The 20240-nt window shown below is 48.8% G+C and carries 15 protein-coding genes; 5 read left to right on the forward strand and 10 right to left on the reverse strand.

Features of this window, described 5'->3' with window-relative positions; translation table 11 throughout:
- Nucleotides 1-22: 22 nt before the first annotated feature.
- Nucleotides 23-994 carry a class 1 fructose-bisphosphatase gene (locus D0B88_RS04720; RefSeq protein WP_151055520.1) on the forward strand — a complete coding sequence of 324 codons (972 nt, stop codon included), beginning with the start codon at nucleotides 23-25 and terminating at the stop codon, nucleotides 992-994.
- On the opposite strand, the gene D0B88_RS04725 is transcribed toward D0B88_RS04720, so the two are convergent.
- The 3 genes from D0B88_RS04725 to D0B88_RS04735 form a co-directional block, all read right to left on the reverse strand.
- Complete coding sequence (locus D0B88_RS04725; protein ID WP_151055522.1) at nucleotides 995-3340, reverse strand: methyl-accepting chemotaxis protein; 2346 nt, start codon at nucleotides 3338-3340, stop codon at nucleotides 995-997. It lies immediately after the preceding gene.
- Between the two features lie 160 nt (nucleotides 3341-3500).
- The gene (locus tag D0B88_RS04730) at nucleotides 3501-4874 is read right to left on the reverse strand and encodes a PAS domain-containing sensor histidine kinase (protein ID WP_151055524.1); all 1374 of its coding nucleotides are present in this window, start codon (nucleotides 4872-4874) and stop codon (nucleotides 3501-3503) included.
- Nucleotides 4864-6261: a sigma-54 dependent transcriptional regulator gene (locus D0B88_RS04735; RefSeq protein WP_151055526.1), complete on the reverse strand. Its 1398-nt coding sequence runs from the start codon at nucleotides 6259-6261 to the stop codon at nucleotides 4864-4866. The genes D0B88_RS04730 and D0B88_RS04735 overlap by 11 nt, the downstream gene beginning before the upstream one ends.
- Before the next feature lie 281 nt (nucleotides 6262-6542).
- On the opposite strand from D0B88_RS04735, the gene D0B88_RS04740 reads away from it, so the two are divergent.
- From D0B88_RS04740 to D0B88_RS04750, 3 genes are read left to right on the forward strand one after another with little or no spacing between them, the layout of a single operon-like run.
- Nucleotides 6543-7799 carry an efflux RND transporter periplasmic adaptor subunit gene (locus tag D0B88_RS04740; protein WP_191966524.1) on the forward strand — a complete coding sequence of 419 codons (1257 nt, stop codon included), beginning with the start codon at nucleotides 6543-6545 and terminating at the stop codon, nucleotides 7797-7799.
- Nucleotides 7800-7843: 44 nt separating this feature from the next.
- Entirely contained in the window at nucleotides 7844-8527 is a 684-nt protein-coding gene (locus tag D0B88_RS04745; RefSeq protein ID WP_151055528.1) for an ABC transporter ATP-binding protein, read from the forward strand.
- Between the two features lie 24 nt (nucleotides 8528-8551).
- Nucleotides 8552-11050, forward strand: coding sequence for an ABC transporter permease (locus tag D0B88_RS04750; protein ID WP_151055530.1), 2499 nt, complete (start codon nucleotides 8552-8554; stop codon nucleotides 11048-11050).
- 8 nt (nucleotides 11051-11058) lie between these two features.
- Here the strand turns inward: D0B88_RS04750 and D0B88_RS04755 are convergent, their stop codons facing one another.
- Nucleotides 11059-12174, reverse strand: coding sequence for a pectinesterase family protein (locus D0B88_RS04755; protein WP_151055532.1), 1116 nt, complete (start codon nucleotides 12172-12174; stop codon nucleotides 11059-11061).
- An 87-nt stretch (nucleotides 12175-12261) separates the two neighbouring features.
- Nucleotides 12262-13737 (reverse strand): mannitol dehydrogenase family protein, encoded by a 1476-nt coding sequence (locus D0B88_RS04760; protein ID WP_151055534.1) that lies wholly within the window; start codon nucleotides 13735-13737, stop codon nucleotides 12262-12264.
- A gap of 325 nt (nucleotides 13738-14062) precedes the next feature.
- Between D0B88_RS04760 and D0B88_RS04765 the strand changes: the two genes are divergently transcribed.
- Nucleotides 14063-15004: a sugar kinase gene (locus D0B88_RS04765; protein ID WP_151055536.1), complete on the forward strand. Its 942-nt coding sequence runs from the start codon at nucleotides 14063-14065 to the stop codon at nucleotides 15002-15004.
- Nucleotides 15005-15063: 59 nt separating this feature from the next.
- Here D0B88_RS04765 and D0B88_RS04770 read toward each other — a convergent pair whose 3' ends face one another.
- From D0B88_RS04770 to D0B88_RS04790, 5 genes are all read right to left on the reverse strand, one after another.
- Complete coding sequence (locus D0B88_RS04770) at nucleotides 15064-15459, reverse strand: VOC family protein (RefSeq protein ID WP_151055538.1); 396 nt, start codon at nucleotides 15457-15459, stop codon at nucleotides 15064-15066.
- A gap of 116 nt (nucleotides 15460-15575) precedes the next feature.
- Nucleotides 15576-16982, reverse strand: a complete 1407-nt coding sequence (locus D0B88_RS04775; RefSeq protein ID WP_151055540.1) for an NAD(P)(+) transhydrogenase (Re/Si-specific) subunit beta — start codon at nucleotides 16980-16982, stop codon at nucleotides 15576-15578.
- A 2-nt stretch (nucleotides 16983-16984) separates the two neighbouring features.
- Entirely contained in the window at nucleotides 16985-17284 is a 300-nt protein-coding gene (locus tag D0B88_RS04780; RefSeq protein ID WP_007638723.1) for a proton-translocating transhydrogenase family protein, read from the reverse strand.
- 12 nt (nucleotides 17285-17296) lie between these two features.
- Nucleotides 17297-18469 (reverse strand): Re/Si-specific NAD(P)(+) transhydrogenase subunit alpha, encoded by a 1173-nt coding sequence (locus D0B88_RS04785; protein ID WP_151055542.1) that lies wholly within the window; start codon nucleotides 18467-18469, stop codon nucleotides 17297-17299.
- A 190-nt stretch (nucleotides 18470-18659) separates the two neighbouring features.
- Nucleotides 18660-20180: a UxaA family hydrolase gene (locus D0B88_RS04790; protein WP_007638720.1), complete on the reverse strand. Its 1521-nt coding sequence runs from the start codon at nucleotides 20178-20180 to the stop codon at nucleotides 18660-18662.
- Between the last annotated feature and the right edge of the window lie 60 nt (nucleotides 20181-20240).

Below are 20240 nucleotides of genomic sequence, written 5' to 3' on the forward strand. Positions count from 1 at the left end.
AAACGTTACTACAGGTAAGTGCATGAAAAATTTATTCAGTGTATTGCGCAGTGACGATGTCAGCGACGACCTGATTCAGGTTATCGAAACCATCATCGATGCGAGTAAAGAAATTGCCTTTCGCGTGCGCCAAGGCGCACTGGCGGGCGTGTTGGGTTCAACGCAGGATGAAAATATCCAGGGCGAAACCCAAAAGCATTTGGATATTATTTCCAATCAATTGCTGAAGGATTTATTACTCGCCTGCCCCTTGGTTGCGGCCATCGCTTCGGAAGAGGAAGACACCGCAGTCGCAGGTAATGATGCCGGTAAATACCTGGTGGCCTTTGATCCGCTCGACGGTTCATCGAACATCGATATTAACGGGCAGATAGGTACTATTTTCAGTATCTATCGCGCGCTGGATTTAATTCCACACAGCAGTGAATTGCAATTCCACCAGCAGGGCACGCAACAGGTTTGCGCAGGTTACGTGCTCTATGGCCCGTCCACCTTATTGGCAATTACCACTGGCAAAGGTACACGCTGTTTTACTTTGGATTCAACCCAAGGCAATTTTTTGCTCACCGCCGACCCGATCCAACTCGCACCGCAGACGCAAGAATTTGCCATCAACATGAGCAACGCGCGTTTCTGGAACGAGGACATGCGCGCCTACATCGATGATTTGGTGCTGGGGGAAATAGGTCCGCGTGGAAAACGCTTTAACATGCGTTGGAATGCAGCGATGGTAGGTGATGTGCATCGCGTACTCACGCGCAGTGGGATTTTTCTCTACCCTTCAGATTCGCGCAATGCCAAACAACCGGCCAAATTACGCTTGTTGTATGAAGCCAATCCCATGGCCATGTTAATTGAAAATGCGGGCGGTAAAGCCTTTAGTGAAAGCCAGCGGATTTTAGACATTCAACCGCAACAATTGCATGAGCGCGTGGCAGTGATTCTCGGCTCCGCCGACGAAGTGGATGAATGTTTGAGTTATCTGCGTCGCTAATCAGCGACGCTGTTCAAACCGTAATACTTTAGCGGCGCTCATTACGCGATTCGCCAGCGCATTTTGCTGCTCGGCGCTTTCGGCAAGGCGGGTGATGGCGATATCTGTTTCGTTAATGCCGGTGATCAACTGGATCAAGCGGCCGCGCATGGATTGCGCACGCTGACTTTCATCTTGTGCGCTGTTATTAACGCTATGGGTAATTGCGCTTGCTTCGGCAACGGCGGCCTCAATATTTTTGAGCGAGTCCTGGGTCGCGCGGGTTTCTAGTAAACAATTCTGTGCACTTTCCTGTTCGGCATTTAGGCCCGTCGAAATTTGCGTGACGGAATTACGCAGTTGATCAATCATTTTTTTAATTTCACCCGTCGCGCTTTGGGTATCAAATGACAGGCGGCGCACCTCTTCAGCGACCACCGCAAAGCCGCGCCCATGCTCACCGGCGCGCGCTGCTTCAATCGCCGCATTTAAGGCCAATAAATTGGTTTGCTCCGCCACGCTTTGAATCGTATCCAAGACCGAGCCTATATTGTCCGTTGCGCTGCGCAGCTCAGCCAAGGTTGAGCAGGAGTGAGTAACTTGCTGCGCAAGAATTTGCATTTGTTGGTCAACACTCTGCACTCGCAGGCGCCCTTCACCCGCCACCTGGGCGGCGTGATTCACTTTCTGCGTGACGAGATTTAAACGCTCGGTCATCTGCGCAAGGGATTTCACGACTGCTTCAGTTTCGGCGCCTACGTGATTCATTTCATGGCGTTGGCGTGCAGTTTCATCGCGACACTGGCGGGTGGTAGTGACATTATCCAGCGCGCCCTGCAAACTTTGTTCACTGGAACTGTTCACCTGCATCATCACCGAATTTAATTCGCTGAATAAATAATTGAGCGATCGTCCGATATCGCCCAGTTCATCCTTGCGCTGTGCAGGAAAGCTACTGAGCAGATTTTTATCCTGCGCCGATTTTTTAATCGCCGCGGCTAATTGTTTGAGCGGTTCGCCAATGTGTTGCGCAAATAAAAAGGCGACTAACGCGGCAAGCCCGGTCAATACCACAATGGCAATCGCGACACTGCGCCACAAGGTGCTGCGCAGGCTTGCCAGCGGTGCAAATATTTCGTCAGGGTCTTGTTGCGCCACCAGCGCAAATTGTTGGCCGCCAAAACCAAGGGGTTGCCAGCTGCTCAATACGCGCTGTGCTAAATAATCCTCAGTCATACCGCTGCCGGTTTCACCCGCGAGGGCATTTTTTACCGCCTGCGTATTTGGTGAAAAATAACCACTGATTTGCTGCAGGCGATTCATTTTCTCAAATTGCTCACCGCTGGTAACGGCTTGTAGCTGCGATAGAAAATGTTCCGGTGCTTCCAGCATGGGCCGCAGTTCCGTCAGCAATTGCCCATCCTGATCGGTGATATACACATCGCCACTGCTGCCCAAACCCAATGCCTGCCAGCTGCGTGTTGCATTAATAATATGTGTCAGTTGTGTTGCAGGAATTTCGACGACTAAAAAGCCAACGGCTTTATCGGGGCTTTGCACATCATGAAACACCGGCAAACCCATATAAGCCACCTGCTGATTAAACCGTGCAGGGTTCAGATAAAACCGCGAGAGCAAAACCTGATCGGCGCGTGCACTCTGTAACTGTGCACTCAATTGGGCAAGCGGTGACTGACTAAATGGTCCGTCTTTGAGCGAGGTGCCTAACAGTGGGCTTTTGGCGACGGAATAAATAACGGTTTGACTTTGGGCATCAATCAACAGCAAATCGCTAAAACCAAAACGTTGGCTTAAATCGCGAAAGCTGCTGTGGTAACGCCGATGTTGTTGGCCATAAATGGTCGCGTCACTGGCATCGTCCATCAGCGCTAATTGAGTAATTTCCTGCGGATTCTGTTGCAGATAATAATGCTGAATCAGTAACGCCTCTTGCGAGAATTTATCCAGCCACCTACGGCTATCCAGTGGGTCACCTTGCGTTTGTTGGCGATGATATGGTTGATAGCTATTGTTGTACCACTGCATTAATTCGCTGCGTAATTCCTCCGTCGCCCGGCTGGGAACCTCATAGCGATAGGATGCAAAGGGGCGTACAAAACCGTACACCGCTTCTTGAGTCATGCGCCCATGGGAGAGCGATAAAAGTAATTCCTGATAATTGGAAAACTGCGCAGTAACGGCATGTGCGCGCCCGGCGGCGAGTGCTTGAAATTGTTGTTCAAGATTGTGCGATAAAGCGCGGTTGGATTCCTTTAACGCCAGCCAACCGGTAGTACCAGCGGCCAGTAATACCGCAACACCGGTGAGTAACATGGCGCCGAGCATCAAACGGGAGGAGATTTTCATAAGCATACGCAGATTGGTTAATACCCGACGCAATCTAGGCAGTGTTTATGACAATTTGATTACAGACTGAAGGCAGTGGTCAAGGCGCTTGATTTTTACACCATCGCTATTATTTTTGATTATAAAAAATCCAAAAAAATAATTTTTTAGGTTAAGTAAGTCAAAACATCAAGCGCAAAACACTTCCGCCATTCTCACCCTGCAAAGCACAAACTGATCCGCGATGTGCTTGCATAATTTGCTTCACCAAAAATAAACCTACGCCAGTACCTTCGCGTTTTGATGTGTAAAAGGGCACAAAAATTTGCTCCAATTTGTCCGCCGGGATTCCTGCTCCATTATCAATCACATCAATTAATATATTGCCACCATGACCAATATAAGCCTTTAAGACAATGTGACCATGGGGTTTTTCTGCGAGGGCATCAACCGCATTTTTTACCAGATTAATTAATGCCTGCTCCACATGCGCGGGATCAGCATGTAGCCTGAGATGTTCAGGAATGGTTGTGCATTCTAATGTGATCGCCCGTTCGCCTGCCTGTACCTGAAACAAGCGGCACACATCCATTAGTAAATCCTGCACCACTATATCTACGCACTTTAGTTGCGGTGGATTGGCAATACGTCGATAAGCCTGCACAAATTGCATTAAATGTTCAGCGCGGCGCGCCACCGTATGGATCGCCTGTTGTGCATCCTGCAAAGCCTCATCGGCACTCCCATGGTTATCTAATTGCGTCAACAATAATTCATTTGCCGTTTTGCTCAGTGACGCAACGGGCGTCATTGAATTCATAATTTCGTGGGTAAACACCTGCACCAAATTTTGCCAGGCGAGAATTTCCTGTTTATCCAGTTCCCGCTGGATAGGCTGAATACTAATTACCTTTTTGGTTCCGCCAGGTAATTGAATCTCTGCCGCCGACAATGCCACTGCTATAGACACCTGATCACTCAACAAATGGGAGCTGCGCTGTTCGCCTGCCGTTATTTGCTGTATGTCCAACGCCAGTTGCGCGCCGTAATCCTGTAAATGATCCACTGCTGATAAATAGCTGCGTTTAAACAATTGCTGTGCCGCCGAATTAACCAGTTCAATTTTTCCGTCTTCACCGTCAACCACCACCAACGCAACTGGTACCTTTTCCAGCAGCAAACTGTAATAGCGCACCAGCTCTTCATTTTTTTGCCGCAGCTGTTGCAACTGCGTTTGCAGTTCTTCCCAGAGTACTTTCAGGTGTTGGCTCTGCTTAAAGCGGGTATTGATTCGACGTGCACCATCTTCATAACGCACAGCATCAAAAAAACTTTCCATTTCGCGCTGGGTGGATTGCATATAGTTAAAAAGTAAATAAATCTGTATCGACAACAAGATAGCTATACCTATCATACTGAATAGCAAAAATGGTTCAGCGTGATAAACACCAGCCAATAACAACATGGTGCAGAGAATCAACACTAACCGCAGCAGAATATTGGTGCGAAAATCCGTTAATCCTGACTTGATTGACAATACAGCGTTAGAGATCATGTTTTTCCATCCTGCGATAGAGCGCCATACGCGTTAAGCCCAATTCCCGCGCCGCTTGTGAAATATTCCCGGCATGTTTTTTTAGTGCCTGCTCAACTGCATTGCGCTCCAATATTTCCAAGTTCAAACTGTTAGTTTGTGTTGAATCAGTTGAAGGATTTTCAGCCGTAGGTGCGAGCGCAAAATCTTCTGCTTGCAAGATATCTTTATCACTCAATACCAACGCCCGCTCAATGGCATGGTTCAGCGCACGCACATTGCCTGGCCAGGAATATTCCTGCAGTGCGGCCAGCGCGTTGTGGCTCAGCAGCGGTTTTTTGCGCTGGTATTTTTGTGCGTAAACACTGAGGAAATGATCGGCCAACAACGGAATATCGTCTTTGCGTTCGCGCAGTGGCGGCAGGGTAAGTTCTACGGTATTCAGGCGATACAATAAATCCTGGCGAAATTGCCGCTCATCCGTTAGGTGCGCATAGCTAGCATTAGTCGCGGCAATAACACGCACATTGAGGGCAACCGGCTTTTCATCACCTACCGGCGTTACCTGACGCTGCTCCAGCACACGCAATAATTTTACTTGCAGATGCAGTGCAAGGTTGGCGATTTCATCGAGGAATAAAGTTCCGCCATTGGCGGCGACCAATTTACCCATGCGATTTTCATTGGCACCGGTAAACGCCCCTTTTTTATAGCCAAACAATTCCGCTTCAAACAAATTTTCGGGAATAGCGCCCATATCAATGGCCATAAAAATATTGCCGGCGCGTTTGGAGCGCGCATGAATCTCACGCGCGAGCAACTCTTTCCCGGAACCATTTTCACCCAAAATTAATACATTGGCTTCGGTTGGTGCACAGAGGTTAAGTTTGCGCAGTAGTTCACGCATGCTGGCTGTCTCGCCGATAAAACACGCCGGCTTTTGTTGCTGTGATAAATGCTCTAACGAGCTGCGCAACGCAACATTTTCACTCTGCAATAGGTGATTGTTAGTGCGCGCCTGCGCCAAGGCTAAAGCGCTGTGAAGGGTGGCGATTAATTTTTCATTGCTCCAGGGTTTGATCACAAAATCCGTGGCGCCCGCCTTAATTGCATTGACCGCCAATTCAACACCGGCATAAGCCGTCATCACTACCACTACAATCTGCGGGTAGTGGGTTTGCAAATACGCAAGCCATTCAAAACCGTCGCGGCCAGAATTATCGCCGAGGGTAAAATTCATATCCAGCAACACCACATCTACGGAGTGATGCGCTAAAAACTCCGGCAGCTCGGCCACATTATTTAAGCAGCTCAAGGTTTTTATCTGGCGTTTGAGTAACAGTCGCGCCGACAACAAAATATCCTCGTCGTCATCAAGCACTAATAGGTGTCCAGCAGTTGCAGTCATGAAAAATGTCCCTGGCATTATTGTTTTCTAGTGAGCGTAACCGCAGTTTATGTCGTCCGATTACGAACAACAAGCGTTCGTAATCGAACACATCAAGTCTCACTCACGTTAATAAAATGCGCCTAACTTATTGAAATATATAAATTTTATGAAGTGGCGCGGCTGTTGCTAAATAAGTATCTGAGCAGGCGTATAAATACCGCCGAAAGCGGGCGATAAGCCTTTGATAGTCCAATATTTTTTATTCAAGCAGCGATAACCGAGCGGACAGAAAACTCCTAATGACAATGGATATACCCAGACAACTAAATTTTTGGCAAAAATGGCGTAGAACAATCAGCGCGGTAATATTATTTGTAACGCTTGCCGCGCTCTGGGTGATGGCAGCGCCAAGCAGTGAGCGCACACTGCGCGTGAATAAAAATGATTTGGTTATTGCGTCGGTGCAGCAGGGAATTTTTGAAGATGTCATTCCGCTGCGCGGTGAGGTGATGCCCTTGCGCACACTTTATCTGGATGCGATTGAAGGCGGACGGGTAGAAAAAATTCATGTGGAAGATGGAGCAACGATTGCAGCGGGAGCGGCGATTGTGGATATCTCCAATACCCGTTTGCAATTGGAGTCCATCACCCGCGAGGCTCAGGTGAGCGAACAGATTAATCTATTGCAAACCCAGGAATTAAATCTGGCGCGCAACGACCTTGAACATAAACGCAACTTGAATGAATTGGATCATCAAATAACAACCGAGAGCCAACGCTTGGAGCGCATGCGCCCGCTCATCAAGCACCAATTAATTTCCGCAGCAGAATTGAAAGAAGCAGAAGATAATCTGGTCTATTTAAAAAAGCGCCAGCAATTGATTCGCGAGGCACGCGAAGTTGATCTGGCATTACAAGCGGCGCAAATGAAACAGCTGCGCGATTCAGTCACGTCGCTCAATAACAACTTAACCTTTGCGCGCACCAATTTAGCGAGCCTGAATGTGACGGCACCGATTGCGGGCCGACTGACGGCATTTAATCTGGAACCGGGGCAATCGTTGATGCCCGGCGAACGTTTTGGCCAAATTGATGACCCGGACTATTTTAAGTTAATGGCACAGGTGGATGAGTTTTATATGAATCGCACGCGGGTTGATCAAACCGCACTGGCAAAAATAAATCAGCAAGAATTTCCACTGCGCATTAAAAAAATTTATCCGCAGGTTATTGACGGCCAGTTTCGTGTGGATTTGGTATTTACCGGCGAGCAGCCCGCGAATATCAGCCGAGGCCAGACTTTGCAGTTGCGCTTGCAGATGGGAGCCAATGAACCGGCGCAATTAATTCCCAACAATTCGTTTTTTCAAGACACGGGTGGTCATTGGATTTTTGTTGTATCGGCCGATGGCAAGCGCGCGTATCGGCGCGATATAAAACTGGGGCGGCGCAATAGCCAGTTTATCGAAGTACTGGCCGGCTTGGATCCAAACGAGCAAGTCATTGTTAGCCCCTATACCACCTATAACGATATTGATTCCCTGAAGATTCAGTAATCAACAGACATAAAACCCGACATATAAATAGCAAGGAGAAGGATATGATACGCCTTAATAATATCGACAAAATATTTCGCACCGAAGCCATAGAAACCAAGGCGCTGAGTAATATTAGCCTGGAGATTAAACAAGGCGAATTTGTTGCCATTATGGGGCCATCGGGCTGTGGAAAATCGACCCTGCTTAATATTCTGGGCATGTTGGACAACCCGGATCAGGGCGATTATTTTTTTAATGGCGACAATATCGCCCGTCATTCCGAGTCGAAATTAAGTGAATTGCGTAAACGCAATATAGGTTTTATTTTCCAGAGTTTTAATTTGATCGATGAACTCAGTGTGTTTGAGAATATCGAGTTGGCGCTGCTCTATCACAAAATCCCCGCTGCCGAGCGCCGCGCACGTGTGCAAGCGGTTATCGAAAAAATGGAAATTGCCCACCGCGCGCAACACATGCCCAGCCAACTCTCCGGTGGCCAGCAGCAGCGTGTTGCTGTCGCCCGCGCATTGGTTGCAAACCCCAACCTCATTCTTGCCGATGAACCCACGGGAAATCTGGATTCGGTACACGGCCAGGAAGTGATGCGCTTGCTCAAGACCTTAAATCAGGAAGGCGCGACCGTGGTGATAGTCACCCACTCCAACGAACACGCCAGTTACGCCCAGCGCCGTATTAATTTATTTGACGGAAAAATTGTTGCGCAAACCCAATTGGCTGCTGCTTGATAACCTTAATAATAGGGGCGCGTTATGTTTAAACATTATTTGATTATTGCACTGCGTAATTTGGTGAATAACAAAATAAACAGTGCGATAAAAATTATTGGGCTGGGTTTGGGGTTGGCAGCAGTGCTGACGGTGATTATTGTCAACTACAGTGAACTCACCTGGGATTCATTTTGGCAGGATGCCGATCAGATTTATTTAGTGCGCAGTGAATCCCGAATTGGCAATCGGAAAGAAGTATGGGATTCAATTAGCGAAATTCATTATCCACAATTGCGCGCCAGCCTGAATGACCAGCTTTGGATGACAAAAATAGAAAGCAGCGGCACTGAAGTTAGTTTGGTTAATGCCAATGAACCCTTATCGCTCCCAAAACCAATGCCCATCACGCAAGTTGATCCTGACTTTCTCGCTATTTTTCAACCAGAGATATTGGCCGGAGACCTGAGTACTTTTGCTGAGCGTCCTGACGTTGCGTTTATTAGCCAAACTCTTGCCAAGCAGATCTTTGGTAAAGAAAGCCCAATAGGACAAATCCTGGAATTTCGGTTGCCGCCAACAATAGCGCAACAACAATCAGGCGAACAACCTGCGCTGCAACAGGTGCGCATTATTGCGGTGGTAGATATAAATAATTCCCGCAGCCATATTAAGCCATCCATCTTTTTTCCCCGCTTGCAAAATCCGCCAATTCCGTCTGAGCAGGGAGCTTTTATGCGGGAGACCTATGTAAAGGCGAAAAAAAGCCTCGAAGCGAGCCATATAGAAACCCTGCTGAATAAGGCCGGTGAAGCCAGTTTATCCATCGATAAACAAGAAAATAAATATAGCCGCGTTGACTATTCCCTTATGCCAATTACCGAGCGTCATATGAACGACAGCGCGAGTGAGGGAAATCGCACGCGGGTAGTTATTCTATCGCTGTTGGGGTTAGTCATTTTAATTGTTGCTATAGGAAATTTTATTAGCCTTGGGTTAGCGGGGTATGTGGCGCGGCAAAAAGAAGTTGCCCTGAGGCGTATGCAGGGCGCCGGTATTGTGCAATTAGTAGCGCAGTACTGGCTGGAAAATTTAGTGTATGTCACTGCCGCTTTTTTGTTGGCACTCATTTTATGCGAATTGTTTTTACCTCACTTAGCGGGATTGCTGCAGTTCCCCTTGGTGGATGGCATTTTTGTAAGCCCTGTATTAGCGCTCATCTGTGCCGCCATAGTACTACTGGTATCGTTTTTAATTGCCTGTTATCCCGCCATTTATTTTTCCCGAATGAATCCAGCCATTATTCTGCGCGCGAATCGTTCAACCGAAACCCCGGTATCCATTATTACGCGCAAAGTGTTGTTACTGGTTCAATTTATAGCGCTAGTGTCATTGGTAATTGTGCTTGCTGCTATTCACCGTCAACTCACGCTAATCAATGAATACCAGCCGGGCTACAAAACACAGGGAATTGTGATGTTTATTGCCCAGAGCAACAGCGGTCTCGGCAAAATTCAGCGCGAAACGTTGAAACAAGAATTAACTAAAATGCCCGGTTTTATTGCGGCAGCATCACCTATGGGAGATATTCCTGGTCGCAGTGAACACACCATGGATATCAGTTCCATGGTGAACGACGAGCCGCATGAGCATAGGGCTATTTATGATTGGGTAGCTGACGCCGATTATTTTGATGCTTATGGCATTGCGTTAATCGCGGGAACCAAAGAAAGCATTGCTACAAGTTTGAATAAACCATTTTCAAGGGATCAGAGTGGCCCTTCATTCGACACCATCTTATGCCGCTCGACAGTGACTGCACTGGGGTTTGCATCGCCACAAGAGGCTCTGGGCCAAACCATTCAAGTGTTTAAACAACCGGGAATGCCCCATGCACCTTCGTCAAAAATAATTGGTGTGGTTGAGAATCTTCATATAGGAGATCACAGAAAATCGCCCATGGATTGTATATATATGACACTGAATACTATCGGTTTGGGTGGTATGGCATTTGCTGTGAGTTTTGACCATGAGCCGAGCGTGCAGGAAATCGAAAATATTAAAACCCTTTGGAGTAATGCCGCTGGCACACCACCGCATCACTGGTTGTTTTCCAACTCCCTTGCTGACCGCTATCGCAATGAACAGCGGCTGCAATTATTTATGTCGGGTTTTGCGCTGGTTGCTTTAATTATCGGGCTGTTGGGCATTTATGGCATCACCGCACTCAATACGCAAAAACGAGCGCGCGAAATTGCGCTGCGTAAATTACACGGAGCCAAACAGTGGCAAATTATTCGTTTGTTAAACCGCGATTTTTCCCTGATTGCCATACTTGCTAATGTTATTGCCTGGCCGATGGCAATTTATGCGGTAAGCACCTGGTTGGAGAGTTTCTATCAACATTTTTCATTGCTGTTGTGGCTGCCAATATTCTGCGCTAGCGCACTGGTCATTTCATTACTAGTGGTGTGGTTTACTGTCACACTTCACTCGCTGAGCATTGGCCATTTGCGTCCTGCTGAGGTGCTACGCGATGAATAAAATAGTCGTTAGGGTTGCCAATCCCCCAGTATTTTTTCGAGCGTATATTCTTTGGCTTCTGCATTACTGAGTTGACGGCGTTTGCTATTAATTACTGCACCGGGGCCGCTGCTATTAAATTCAAAAAAGCGGGAGCCCTCGGGTAGAAAATGTATTTTGCTGCCGTCTTTGGCGGTGCCACTCATTGAATACCAGCCATCAGTGGTGATGTGCGCATCCATCCAGCTATTAATAAATACGGCTTTTCCAATCGCGTTGGGATCGGCGTAGCGGCCGTCGGCAAACTGGGTGGTGGGGTGCCAGGGGCGCCCCAGGGGCACTGAATTATCCGCGACTGAATCAGCGCGAGTGAGTTTGCAGTTGATAAATGTCAGCCCGTAAAAATTATTAATACTGGTAGATGGCGCGGTGACATAACCGTGCGGGGTGCTGGCGCTAGCACGGGGCAGGGTTTTAATTTCAGAGTCGGTAAACACTGCGTTGCCCCTGCCAAAAATGTAATCCACATTGCCGGCAATCAGGCTTTTATCAAACCAGCTGCGGCCACTGTTGACATACAGGGTGTCCTGGTAGCCAAGTAGATTTACCTCGCGTGCAATAAATTGGTCACTACCTATATCCAGGAATAAGGCAACTGCCTGCGTATTACCCACACGTTCGGTCGCGCCAGGCTCCAGTGCATCGTTGCGCAAAAAATCGAACGAATTTTCCACCGTTAGTTGCTGCAGTAATACTCCGGTGGTGCGCACAGTGAGTGTCGCTGAGCCGGAGGTGCCCCAGATTTGACCCTTGGTGGCACCCGCAAAGGTGGCTTGTTGGCCAGCGTAGGCATCGTAATACAAGCGGGTGTTATTTTTGCTGGCGCCAATTAAGTGGATATTGGGCTTGGCGATAATAATTTTTTCGTAATACTCACCGGCGTGAATAAAAATACGATAAGGCTTGGTTGCATTATTAGGTGCGGCTTCAAGGGCGGCGGCGATGCTAGTGAAATGGTTTTCTGTCGTAGAATTGATACGGCTGACAACAGCATCGTACGGCGATAAGGGCTGATTGGCGCAGCCGGCAATCAGCAGCACTAAAAAAATAAGTGCAGGAATAATAGCGGGGCGATAAAAAATCATAGCGCGATACCACGGTAGGGGCGCAATTTATTGCGCCCTGTTTAATTTGGATCGGTTTATTGGGCGCAATAAATTGCGCCCCTACAATCAGGCAAAGGTTTCTTGAATGGAGGCCAACACACCTTTGGCGTAAAAACGTTCCAGCCATTGCGTAGTAGTCGTTACAAAACGTGCTTCGTTAATTAAATCGCGACCAAATACTTTTTCGATACTGACAACGGCGTGCACCATGCCGGCAGGATTGCCTTGGTTGGCATCGCAAGCAGCGCGCAATTCTTTGGCCAGTGGGTCAGACACTTCAATCGCGTTGCCTTTTTCATCCACACCCGATACATAGCGAATCCAGGCGGCGACACCCAAACACAAAATATCGATGTGCCCATTGCCCTGCAATTGTTCGCGCAGGGTTTCCAATAAACGCTGCGGCAATTTTTGTGAGCCATCCATCGCAATTTGCCAGGTGCGATGTTTAAGCGCTTTGTTAGAGAAGCGCTCGCGCAGTTGTTGTTTGTAAGCTTCAATGTCAAAACCCGCCGGAGCAGTGACGGTTTCCCCCGCTTCGCGCGCCATGTAAGTTTTTACCAAATTGACAAGCGCCGGTTGTTCGATTACTTCGCTGATGTAATCAAAGCCGGAGAGATAACCGGTGTAGGCCATGGTGGAGTGAGCGCCGTTTAATAAACGCAGTTTGATTTTTTCAAACACGCGCACATCTTCCACCAGCAATACGCCTACTTTCTCCCACTCAGGGCGGCCATCGGCAAATTTATCTTCCACTACCCATTGTGAAAAGGGTTCGCACACCACCATACCTTCGTCGCGCAGGCCGAGGCGCGCTTCTATCTCGCGGCGATCTTCATCGGTAGTAGCGGGGACAATGCGGTCAATCATAGTGCAGGGGAAGGTGGCGTTGGTTTTTATCCACTGGGCAAATTCGGGAGCAATTTTTTCTGCGAACTGGCACACCACCTTTTCCAATACTTCGCCGTTGTTTGGCAGGTTGTCGCAGCTTAATAACGTGAATGCTTTTTGGTTGTTGTCAAAACGCTGTTTGAGTGCGGAGACTAAAAAGCCGATCGCGGAGACGGGTTTATCCAGGTGCGCCAAATCGTGAATAATATCCGGGTGATTCAGGTTTAAATTGCCGGTGGCTGGGTCGTGGCAGTAACCTTTTTCAGTAATGGTGAGCGATACAATTTTAATATTGTCCGCGGCCATTTGCGCCACTAGTGCGGCGGGGTTTTCCGGGCCCACCAAGGTGTCCAGCACTGCGCCAATCAATTGTAATTTTTCACCTTCGCCGGAACGTTCTACCAGCGTATACAAACAATCCTGCGGCACCAGTTGATCGCGCACACTGGCGGAACGCAAGCTGCTGCCAATGATCCCCCAATCACCACCAAACTTATTTAACACCGCTTCAGTATAAAATGCCTGATGGGCGCGATGAAAAGCACCTATTCCCAAATGCACTATGCCGGCGTTGAGTTGGGTGCGGTCGTAGCTTGGTAGCACAACATCTTTAGGGAGTTCAGCGATTGCATGTTTGTTTAAACGATTCATTATAAAAATCCAAAGGAGTTAAATACCAAAAATACATTCAAATAAATGACTAACAAGAATAAAAATAGGAATAATATTCGTTGTGGCTGCGTGTTATTTTTTACACGCAAGCGAAAAATTTAAATCAATTAACCATAGCCCTTACACCACTTCAGTTGGTTAAAGTATATCGGCTCACGCGCGACAAAATTCTATTTTTAGCAAGCCAAGAGTGTTATATTTTGTTTTTATTTTGCGCCCACAAAAAAACTCTGTTTGCAGCAAAATACAATTCGTTTTTAAGCCTTACCTATTTAGTCATCTACTATCAACTGGAACTATTCAAATGGCACACATAGCAGCGATTGGCGAAGTCATGGTGGAGCTGGCTCCATTTCCGACAGCTGACAGCAACGGCCGCGAAATCATGGCCTTATCGTTTGCGGGCGATACCTATAACACCTCGGTGTACATGGCGCGCCTGGGGTTAAAAACTGATTACGTCACGCAGTTAGGTGAAGACCCCTACAGCACACAAATTATGCAGCGCATGGCCAACGAAAATATTGGCACCGGCATGATTAAACAACTGCCCGGTCGTTCACCTGGTTTGTACATTATTCGCAATACCCCCGATGGCGAGCGCGAATTCTTTTACTGGCGCAAAGAGGCTCCGGCACGTGAATTATTTGCTTCGCAAGAAGCGGCAGATCAACTCTGCCAAAAACTGGTGCACTGCAACTGTGTTTACCTGAGTGGTATTACACTGGCGATTATCGGCGAAAAATCCCGTGAATTTTTGTACAACAGTCTGCATAAGCTGCGTCAGCAGGATGTGATTGTTGCGTTCGACAGTAACTATCGCCCGCGTTTGTGGCGCGATAAAAGCGAAGCACAGCAAGCCATGTTAGCGATCATGGAATACACCGATATCGCACTGTTGACGCTGGATGACGAACAACTGCTGTGGGGGGATGATTCGGTTGAAGGCTGCAAACAGCGCTACGCTGCTTACGCACTCAGCGAGTTGGTATTAAAGCGCGGCGCCGATGATGCAATTATCATTACGCCAAATGAAGAGCTGCGTGTTCCTGTTCCACCGGTGCAGGGCGTGATTGATACCACGGGTGCAGGGGATACCTTTAATGCCGGTTATTTAGCGGGCCGGTTGATGGGCAAATCACTGACTGATTCCGCCAAGCAGGGTATTCGCTGCGCGGGCATTATTATTCGCCATCGCGGTGCAATTATTGATAAGGCTATTTTTGATAAAGAACTTGGCGCATAGGCCTTGTTAGTATTGCGCGGGATTCTCCCGCGCAATACACATAAAAATTTTAGTTTTTTTTACTGCTGGCAGCGCAACATTTTATTGCCGCGCTTGCACAATTGAATTGCCAAGCCCCAGGGGTCGCGCATCATCACCAAATGCGAGCCATCTTTAATGTGGACTTCTTCCGCAAAACTCGCGCCTACCGCTTCCAATGCCGCACGTTTTTCTACCGGGTTTTCGCACACAAATGCCAAATGTATTAGTAGTGGATTCATATTGGCGTAGTCGGGTACTTGATCGGGCGGGTTGTTGTAAATCTCCAACATGACATCGCCGCTTTCATCGCCTAAAAAATGGGTGTTAGCACCGCCATCCTGTTTGCGCACAATGGTTAAACCCATGTGCTGTACATACCACGCCGCCATAGCGATTGGGTCTTTTACGTTTAAGGCAAAATGTTCAATTTTCATAAGCGATTCGTTTAACAACCTGCTTGCCAAGGTGCGCACTGTAAACAGCCCACACTGAAAAAAAGGAGTAGAAAAAAGAGTGCCCAAGGGCACTCAACAAGGGACTACTCATGAGGTCATACAATATTCTTAACGATTGTCTCCACCATTTTTTTGGCATCGCCAAATAACATCATGGTGTTGTCGCGGTGGAACAATTCGTTTTCTACACCGGAGTAACCCGATGCCATGGAGCGTTTCACAAATAATACGGTGCGCGCTTTTTCCACTTCCAATATCGGCATACCAAAAATCGGGCTTTGTGGATTGGTTTTTGCGGCCGGGTTGGTGACATCGTTAGCGCCAATTACAAAAGCGACATCGGCGGTTTGGAATTCATTATTGATATCGTCCAACTCAAATACTTCGTCGTAAGGCACGTTAGCTTCTGCGAGCAATACGTTCATATGTCCCGGCATGCGGCCAGCCACAGGGTGAATGGCGTAGCTGATTTTTACCCCGGCTTTTTTCAACTCTTCACACATTTCACGCAGCGCATGTTGCGCCTGTGCTACCGCCATGCCGTAACCGGGCACAATAATGACCGAGCCAGCGTTTTTCATAATAAACGCCGCGTCTTCCGCGCTGCCACGTTTTACCGGGCGCTCTTCACCACCATCGCCACCGGCAGCCGCAGTGGTGTCCGCCCCAAAACCGCCAAGAATCACGTTAAAAAACGAGCGATTCATGCCTTTGCACATGATATAGGAGAGGATGGCACCTGACGAGCCGACTAGTGCACCAGTTACAATCAGTGCATCGTTGTGCAGGGTAAAACCAATACCGGCAGCGGCCCAACCCGAATAAGAATTGAGCATCGAAACCACTACCGGCATATCAGCGCCGCCAATAGGAATTATCAGCAATACCCCAATCACAAACGCCAATGCGGTCATGCCCCAGAATACCCAAGGCGATTGATCGACACAGAAATAACCGATCAAAGCGAGTATCGCCGCGCCGAGAATGGCATTAATAAAATGTTGGCCGCGAAAGACAATCGGCTTGCCCGATACCAAACCTTGCAGCTTGGTAAATGCAATCACCGAACCGGAAAAAGTAATTGCACCAATTACCACTCCCAGCCCCATTTCAATTTTGCTGGCGATAAAAATCTCACCGGTTGCGTTCACAATGCCAAAGGCTTCGGGGTTGCTAAATGCGGCACCCGCCACCAATACGGCGGCCATGCCCACCAGGCTGTGAAAGGCGGCGACCAATTGTGGCATGGCAGTCATGGCGATATTGCGCGCAATAAAAATCCCAATCACGGCGCCTATGGCGAGCGCAATTACAATCCAACCGTAGGAGGTTACTGCCGGGCTTAAAACCGTGGTGACTACGGCGATCAGCATGCCCAACATGCCAAAGAAATTGCCCTTGCGCGAGGTTTCCGGTGATGACAAACCGCGCAGCGCCATAATGAATAAAACGGCGGCAACCAAATAAGCGAGCGACGTTAAACTTTCATTCACATTGCCCATGATTATTTCTCCCCTACTTTATTTTTCTTTTTATACATGGCAAGCATGCGATGGGTAACAGTAAAACCACCAAAAATATTAATGGCGGCGAGCACCATGGCGCAAAAGCCAAGCACCTTGGATAGGCTCATGCCTTCCGGGCCGACAGCAATTAATGCGCCCACAATAATCACACTGGAAATAGCGTTAGTTACCGCCATCAGTGGTGTATGCAGCGCGGGCGTTACGCTCCACACCACGTAGTAACCCACAAAAATGGCCAAAACAAAAATAGAAAGTTGCGAAACAAAATTGGCTTCCATGATGATCTCCCGTTAAGCAGCGCTAGCTGGTTTGAAGTTGGGGTGAACAATTTTGTTATCGCGTGTGAGCACGGTCGCCGCGATAATTTCGTCCTGCCAATTCACATTGAACTGTTTGTCAGCATCAATCATGGGTGTTACAAAATTCAAAATATTTTTGGCGTACAGCGCGCTGGCATCGGCGGATAAACGGCTGGGAATATTAAATAAGCCGATAATGGTCACGCCGTTTACCTCAATCACTTCACCGGGTTTGGTGAGTGTGCAATTGCCGCCTTGCTCTGCTGCCAGGTCGACAATCACCGAGCCGGGGCGCATGGAGTGCACCATCTCATCGTTAATCAAGGTGGGGGCTTTGCGGCCAGGAATTAACGCGGTGCAAATGGCGATATCTTGTTTCTTTAAGGTTTCAGCAACGAGTTCGGCCTGGCGACGTTTGTAGTCGTCGCTCATTTCTTTGGCGTAACCACCGGCGGTTTCAGCGTTTTTCACTTCATCGCTGTCCACCATCACAAATTTTCCGCCCAGACTTTCCACCTGCTCTTTGGAGGCGGCGCGCACGTCGGTGGCCGACACGATCGCACCCAAGCGTTTGGCGGTGGCGATGGCTTGCAAGCCAGCCACACCGGCGCCGAGCACCATGACGCGCGCAGGAGCTATAGTTCCTGCGGCGGTCATCATCATTGGCATGGCGCGGTCGTACACATTAATCGCTTCCAAAACCGCGCGATAACCGGCGAGGTTGGATTGTGAACTCAGCACATCCATGGATTGCGCGCGGGTAATACGCGGCACAAATTCGAGTGTGAGTGCGGTGATGCCAGCATCGGCATATTGCTGAATGGCAGCGGGATCGGAATAGGGGGAAAGCATGGCGATTAATAACGCGCCGCGTTTGATTAGCGCGAGCTCATTGATTGCACCCTCACCTGCTAGCTTTTCATCCCCAAGCAAAGGGCGCTGCACTTTTAATACTATGTCTGCACTGCCAAGCAATTCAGCGAGGTTATCGCTAATGGTTGCACCTGCCTCGATATAAGACTCATTGCTGATGCGACTATTAATGCCGGCATCTTTTTCAACACTGACGCTAAAACCCAGAGCGATAAATTTTTTAACGGTATCAGGTGTGGCGGCAACACGTCGCTCATGCGCACGTCGCTCTTTGGTGATGGCTATTTTCATGGTTGTCGTCTCGTTGGTGATGGCAAATGTTTGGCAGTGCCGCACCCGACGCCGAGGCGCCGTGCGAGCCTGTCTGTTATTAAAGCCTGAGAAGGCGCCGTCATTTGCTTTCTAATGGTCTAGCGGCCGGATGTTTCCGGTTATTGTTTTTTTGTTTTTGCTCCCCTTCTTTGAAAAGGGGAGAGGGGATTTAAACCACAGCGCCAATTTTCCACGGGATAAATTCGTTATCGCCGTAGCCGAGCAATTCACTTTTGGTTTTTTTGCCAGAGGCAACCGCTAAAATTTCTTCAAAAATTTCCTGACCGGATTGCTCCAGGGTGAGTTCGCCATCCACCACCTTGCCACAGTTCAAATCCATGTCTTCATTCATGTGTTCATAGATTTTGCTGTTGGTCGCAAGTTTGATGCTGGGTGCGGGTTTACAACCAAAAGCCGAACCGCGCCCGGTGGTGAAACACAAAATTTGTGCGCCCGAGGCAACCTGGCCGGTGGCCGACACCGGGTCGTAACCCGGGCTGTCCATAAACACAAAACCTTTGGTGGTAATGTCTTCGCCGTAGAGGAATACATCAGTCAAATTGGTGGAGCCACTTTTGGCTTGGGCGCCGAGGGATTTTTCAATAATAGTGGTGAGGCCACCCGCTTTATTGCCGGGTGATGGGTTGTTGTTTAATTCAAAGTCATTGCGTGCGGTGTAGTCTTTCCACCACTCAATGCGATCCAATAATTTTTGCGCGATGGCGGGCGATTGCGCGCGACGCGTCAATAAATGTTCGGCGCCAAAAATTTCCGGGGTCTCGGACAAAATCACTGTGCCGCCGTGGCGCACCAGAATATCGCCGGCAATGCCCAGCGCCGGGTTGGCTGTTACGCCGGAGAGTGCGTCGGAGCCGCCGCACTGCAAGCCAATCACCAATTCGCTGGCCGGTACGGTTTCGCGCTGGCATTCATTCACCAGCGGCAACATGGCACGCAGGGTTTCTATGCCCTTTTCAATCGCCAGGCGAGTGCCGCCGACATCCTGAATGGTAAATGCGGTAAAGGTTTTGGAGTCGGCCAGGCCGCACTCTTCCATCACGCGCTGGATCTGCATGGTTTCGCAGCCCAAGCCAACCATCATCACCCCGCCAAAATTGGGGTGGCGCGCGTAGCCATTAAACGTGCGACGCAGGGTTTCGTAGCCTTCACCGTCCGAGCGCATACCGCAGCCGCTGTCGTGGGTCATGGCGACTACGCCATCGATATTGGGGAAATTATTGAGCTCACCGGAGAAGGTGAAATGTTGGGCGATGGCTTTGGCCACGGTCGCCGAGCAGTTGACGGTGGTGAGTATGCCCACGTAATTGCGGGTGCCGACTTTGCCGTTAATGCGTTTGTAACCCTCAAAGGTAGCGCGTTGATCGACAGGCACAAATTCGGTGGTTTTGGCTTCTTTGCTGAAGCCATAATCTTTTTCCCAGTCGCCCATGGCGCAGTTGTGCACATGCACATGCTCGCCTGCCGCTATGTCCTGGCTGGCAAACCCAATGGTCTGGCCGTATTTAAGAATGGGTTCGCCCTTGCTGATAGCGCGGATGGCTACCTTGTGCATGGCGGGGATGTCGCTGCGCAGGGTGACATCCTTTTCTACAAACAACACACCAGCGGGCAGCGCTACCTTGCAGATTCCGACGTTATCACTGTCATGCAACACAATAATGCTATTCACGCTGATTTCTCTCTTGATGATTGAGCGGTATAAGAAGTGTAGTTCGCTTGTAAAACTTCG

This window comes from Cellvibrio sp. KY-YJ-3 (assembly GCF_008806955.1).
GTDB lineage: Bacteria > Pseudomonadota > Gammaproteobacteria > Pseudomonadales > Cellvibrionaceae > Cellvibrio.

Coding starts and splice junctions, on each gene's coding strand:
- D0B88_RS04720 (WP_151055520.1), top strand. CDS start 23: ATGAAAAATTTATTCAGTGTATTGCGCAGTGACGATGTCAGCGACGAC.
- D0B88_RS04725 (WP_151055522.1), bottom strand. CDS start 3,340: ATGAAAATCTCCTCCCGTTTGATGCTCGGCGCCATGTTACTCACCGGT.
- D0B88_RS04730 (WP_151055524.1), bottom strand. CDS start 4,874: ATGATCTCTAACGCTGTATTGTCAATCAAGTCAGGATTAACGGATTTT.
- D0B88_RS04735 (WP_151055526.1), bottom strand. CDS start 6,261: ATGACTGCAACTGCTGGACACCTATTAGTGCTTGATGACGACGAGGAT.
- D0B88_RS04740 (WP_191966524.1), top strand. CDS start 6,543: ATGACAATGGATATACCCAGACAACTAAATTTTTGGCAAAAATGGCGT.
- D0B88_RS04745 (WP_151055528.1), top strand. CDS start 7,844: ATGATACGCCTTAATAATATCGACAAAATATTTCGCACCGAAGCCATA.
- D0B88_RS04750 (WP_151055530.1), top strand. CDS start 8,552: ATGTTTAAACATTATTTGATTATTGCACTGCGTAATTTGGTGAATAAC.
- D0B88_RS04755 (WP_151055532.1), bottom strand. CDS start 12,174: ATGATTTTTTATCGCCCCGCTATTATTCCTGCACTTATTTTTTTAGTG.
- D0B88_RS04760 (WP_151055534.1), bottom strand. CDS start 13,737: ATGAATCGTTTAAACAAACATGCAATCGCTGAACTCCCTAAAGATGTT.
- D0B88_RS04765 (WP_151055536.1), top strand. CDS start 14,063: ATGGCACACATAGCAGCGATTGGCGAAGTCATGGTGGAGCTGGCTCCA.
- D0B88_RS04770 (WP_151055538.1), bottom strand. CDS start 15,459: ATGAAAATTGAACATTTTGCCTTAAACGTAAAAGACCCAATCGCTATG.
- D0B88_RS04775 (WP_151055540.1), bottom strand. CDS start 16,982: ATGGGCAATGTGAATGAAAGTTTAACGTCGCTCGCTTATTTGGTTGCC.
- D0B88_RS04780 (WP_007638723.1), bottom strand. CDS start 17,284: ATGGAAGCCAATTTTGTTTCGCAACTTTCTATTTTTGTTTTGGCCATT.
- D0B88_RS04785 (WP_151055542.1), bottom strand. CDS start 18,469: ATGAAAATAGCCATCACCAAAGAGCGACGTGCGCATGAGCGACGTGTT.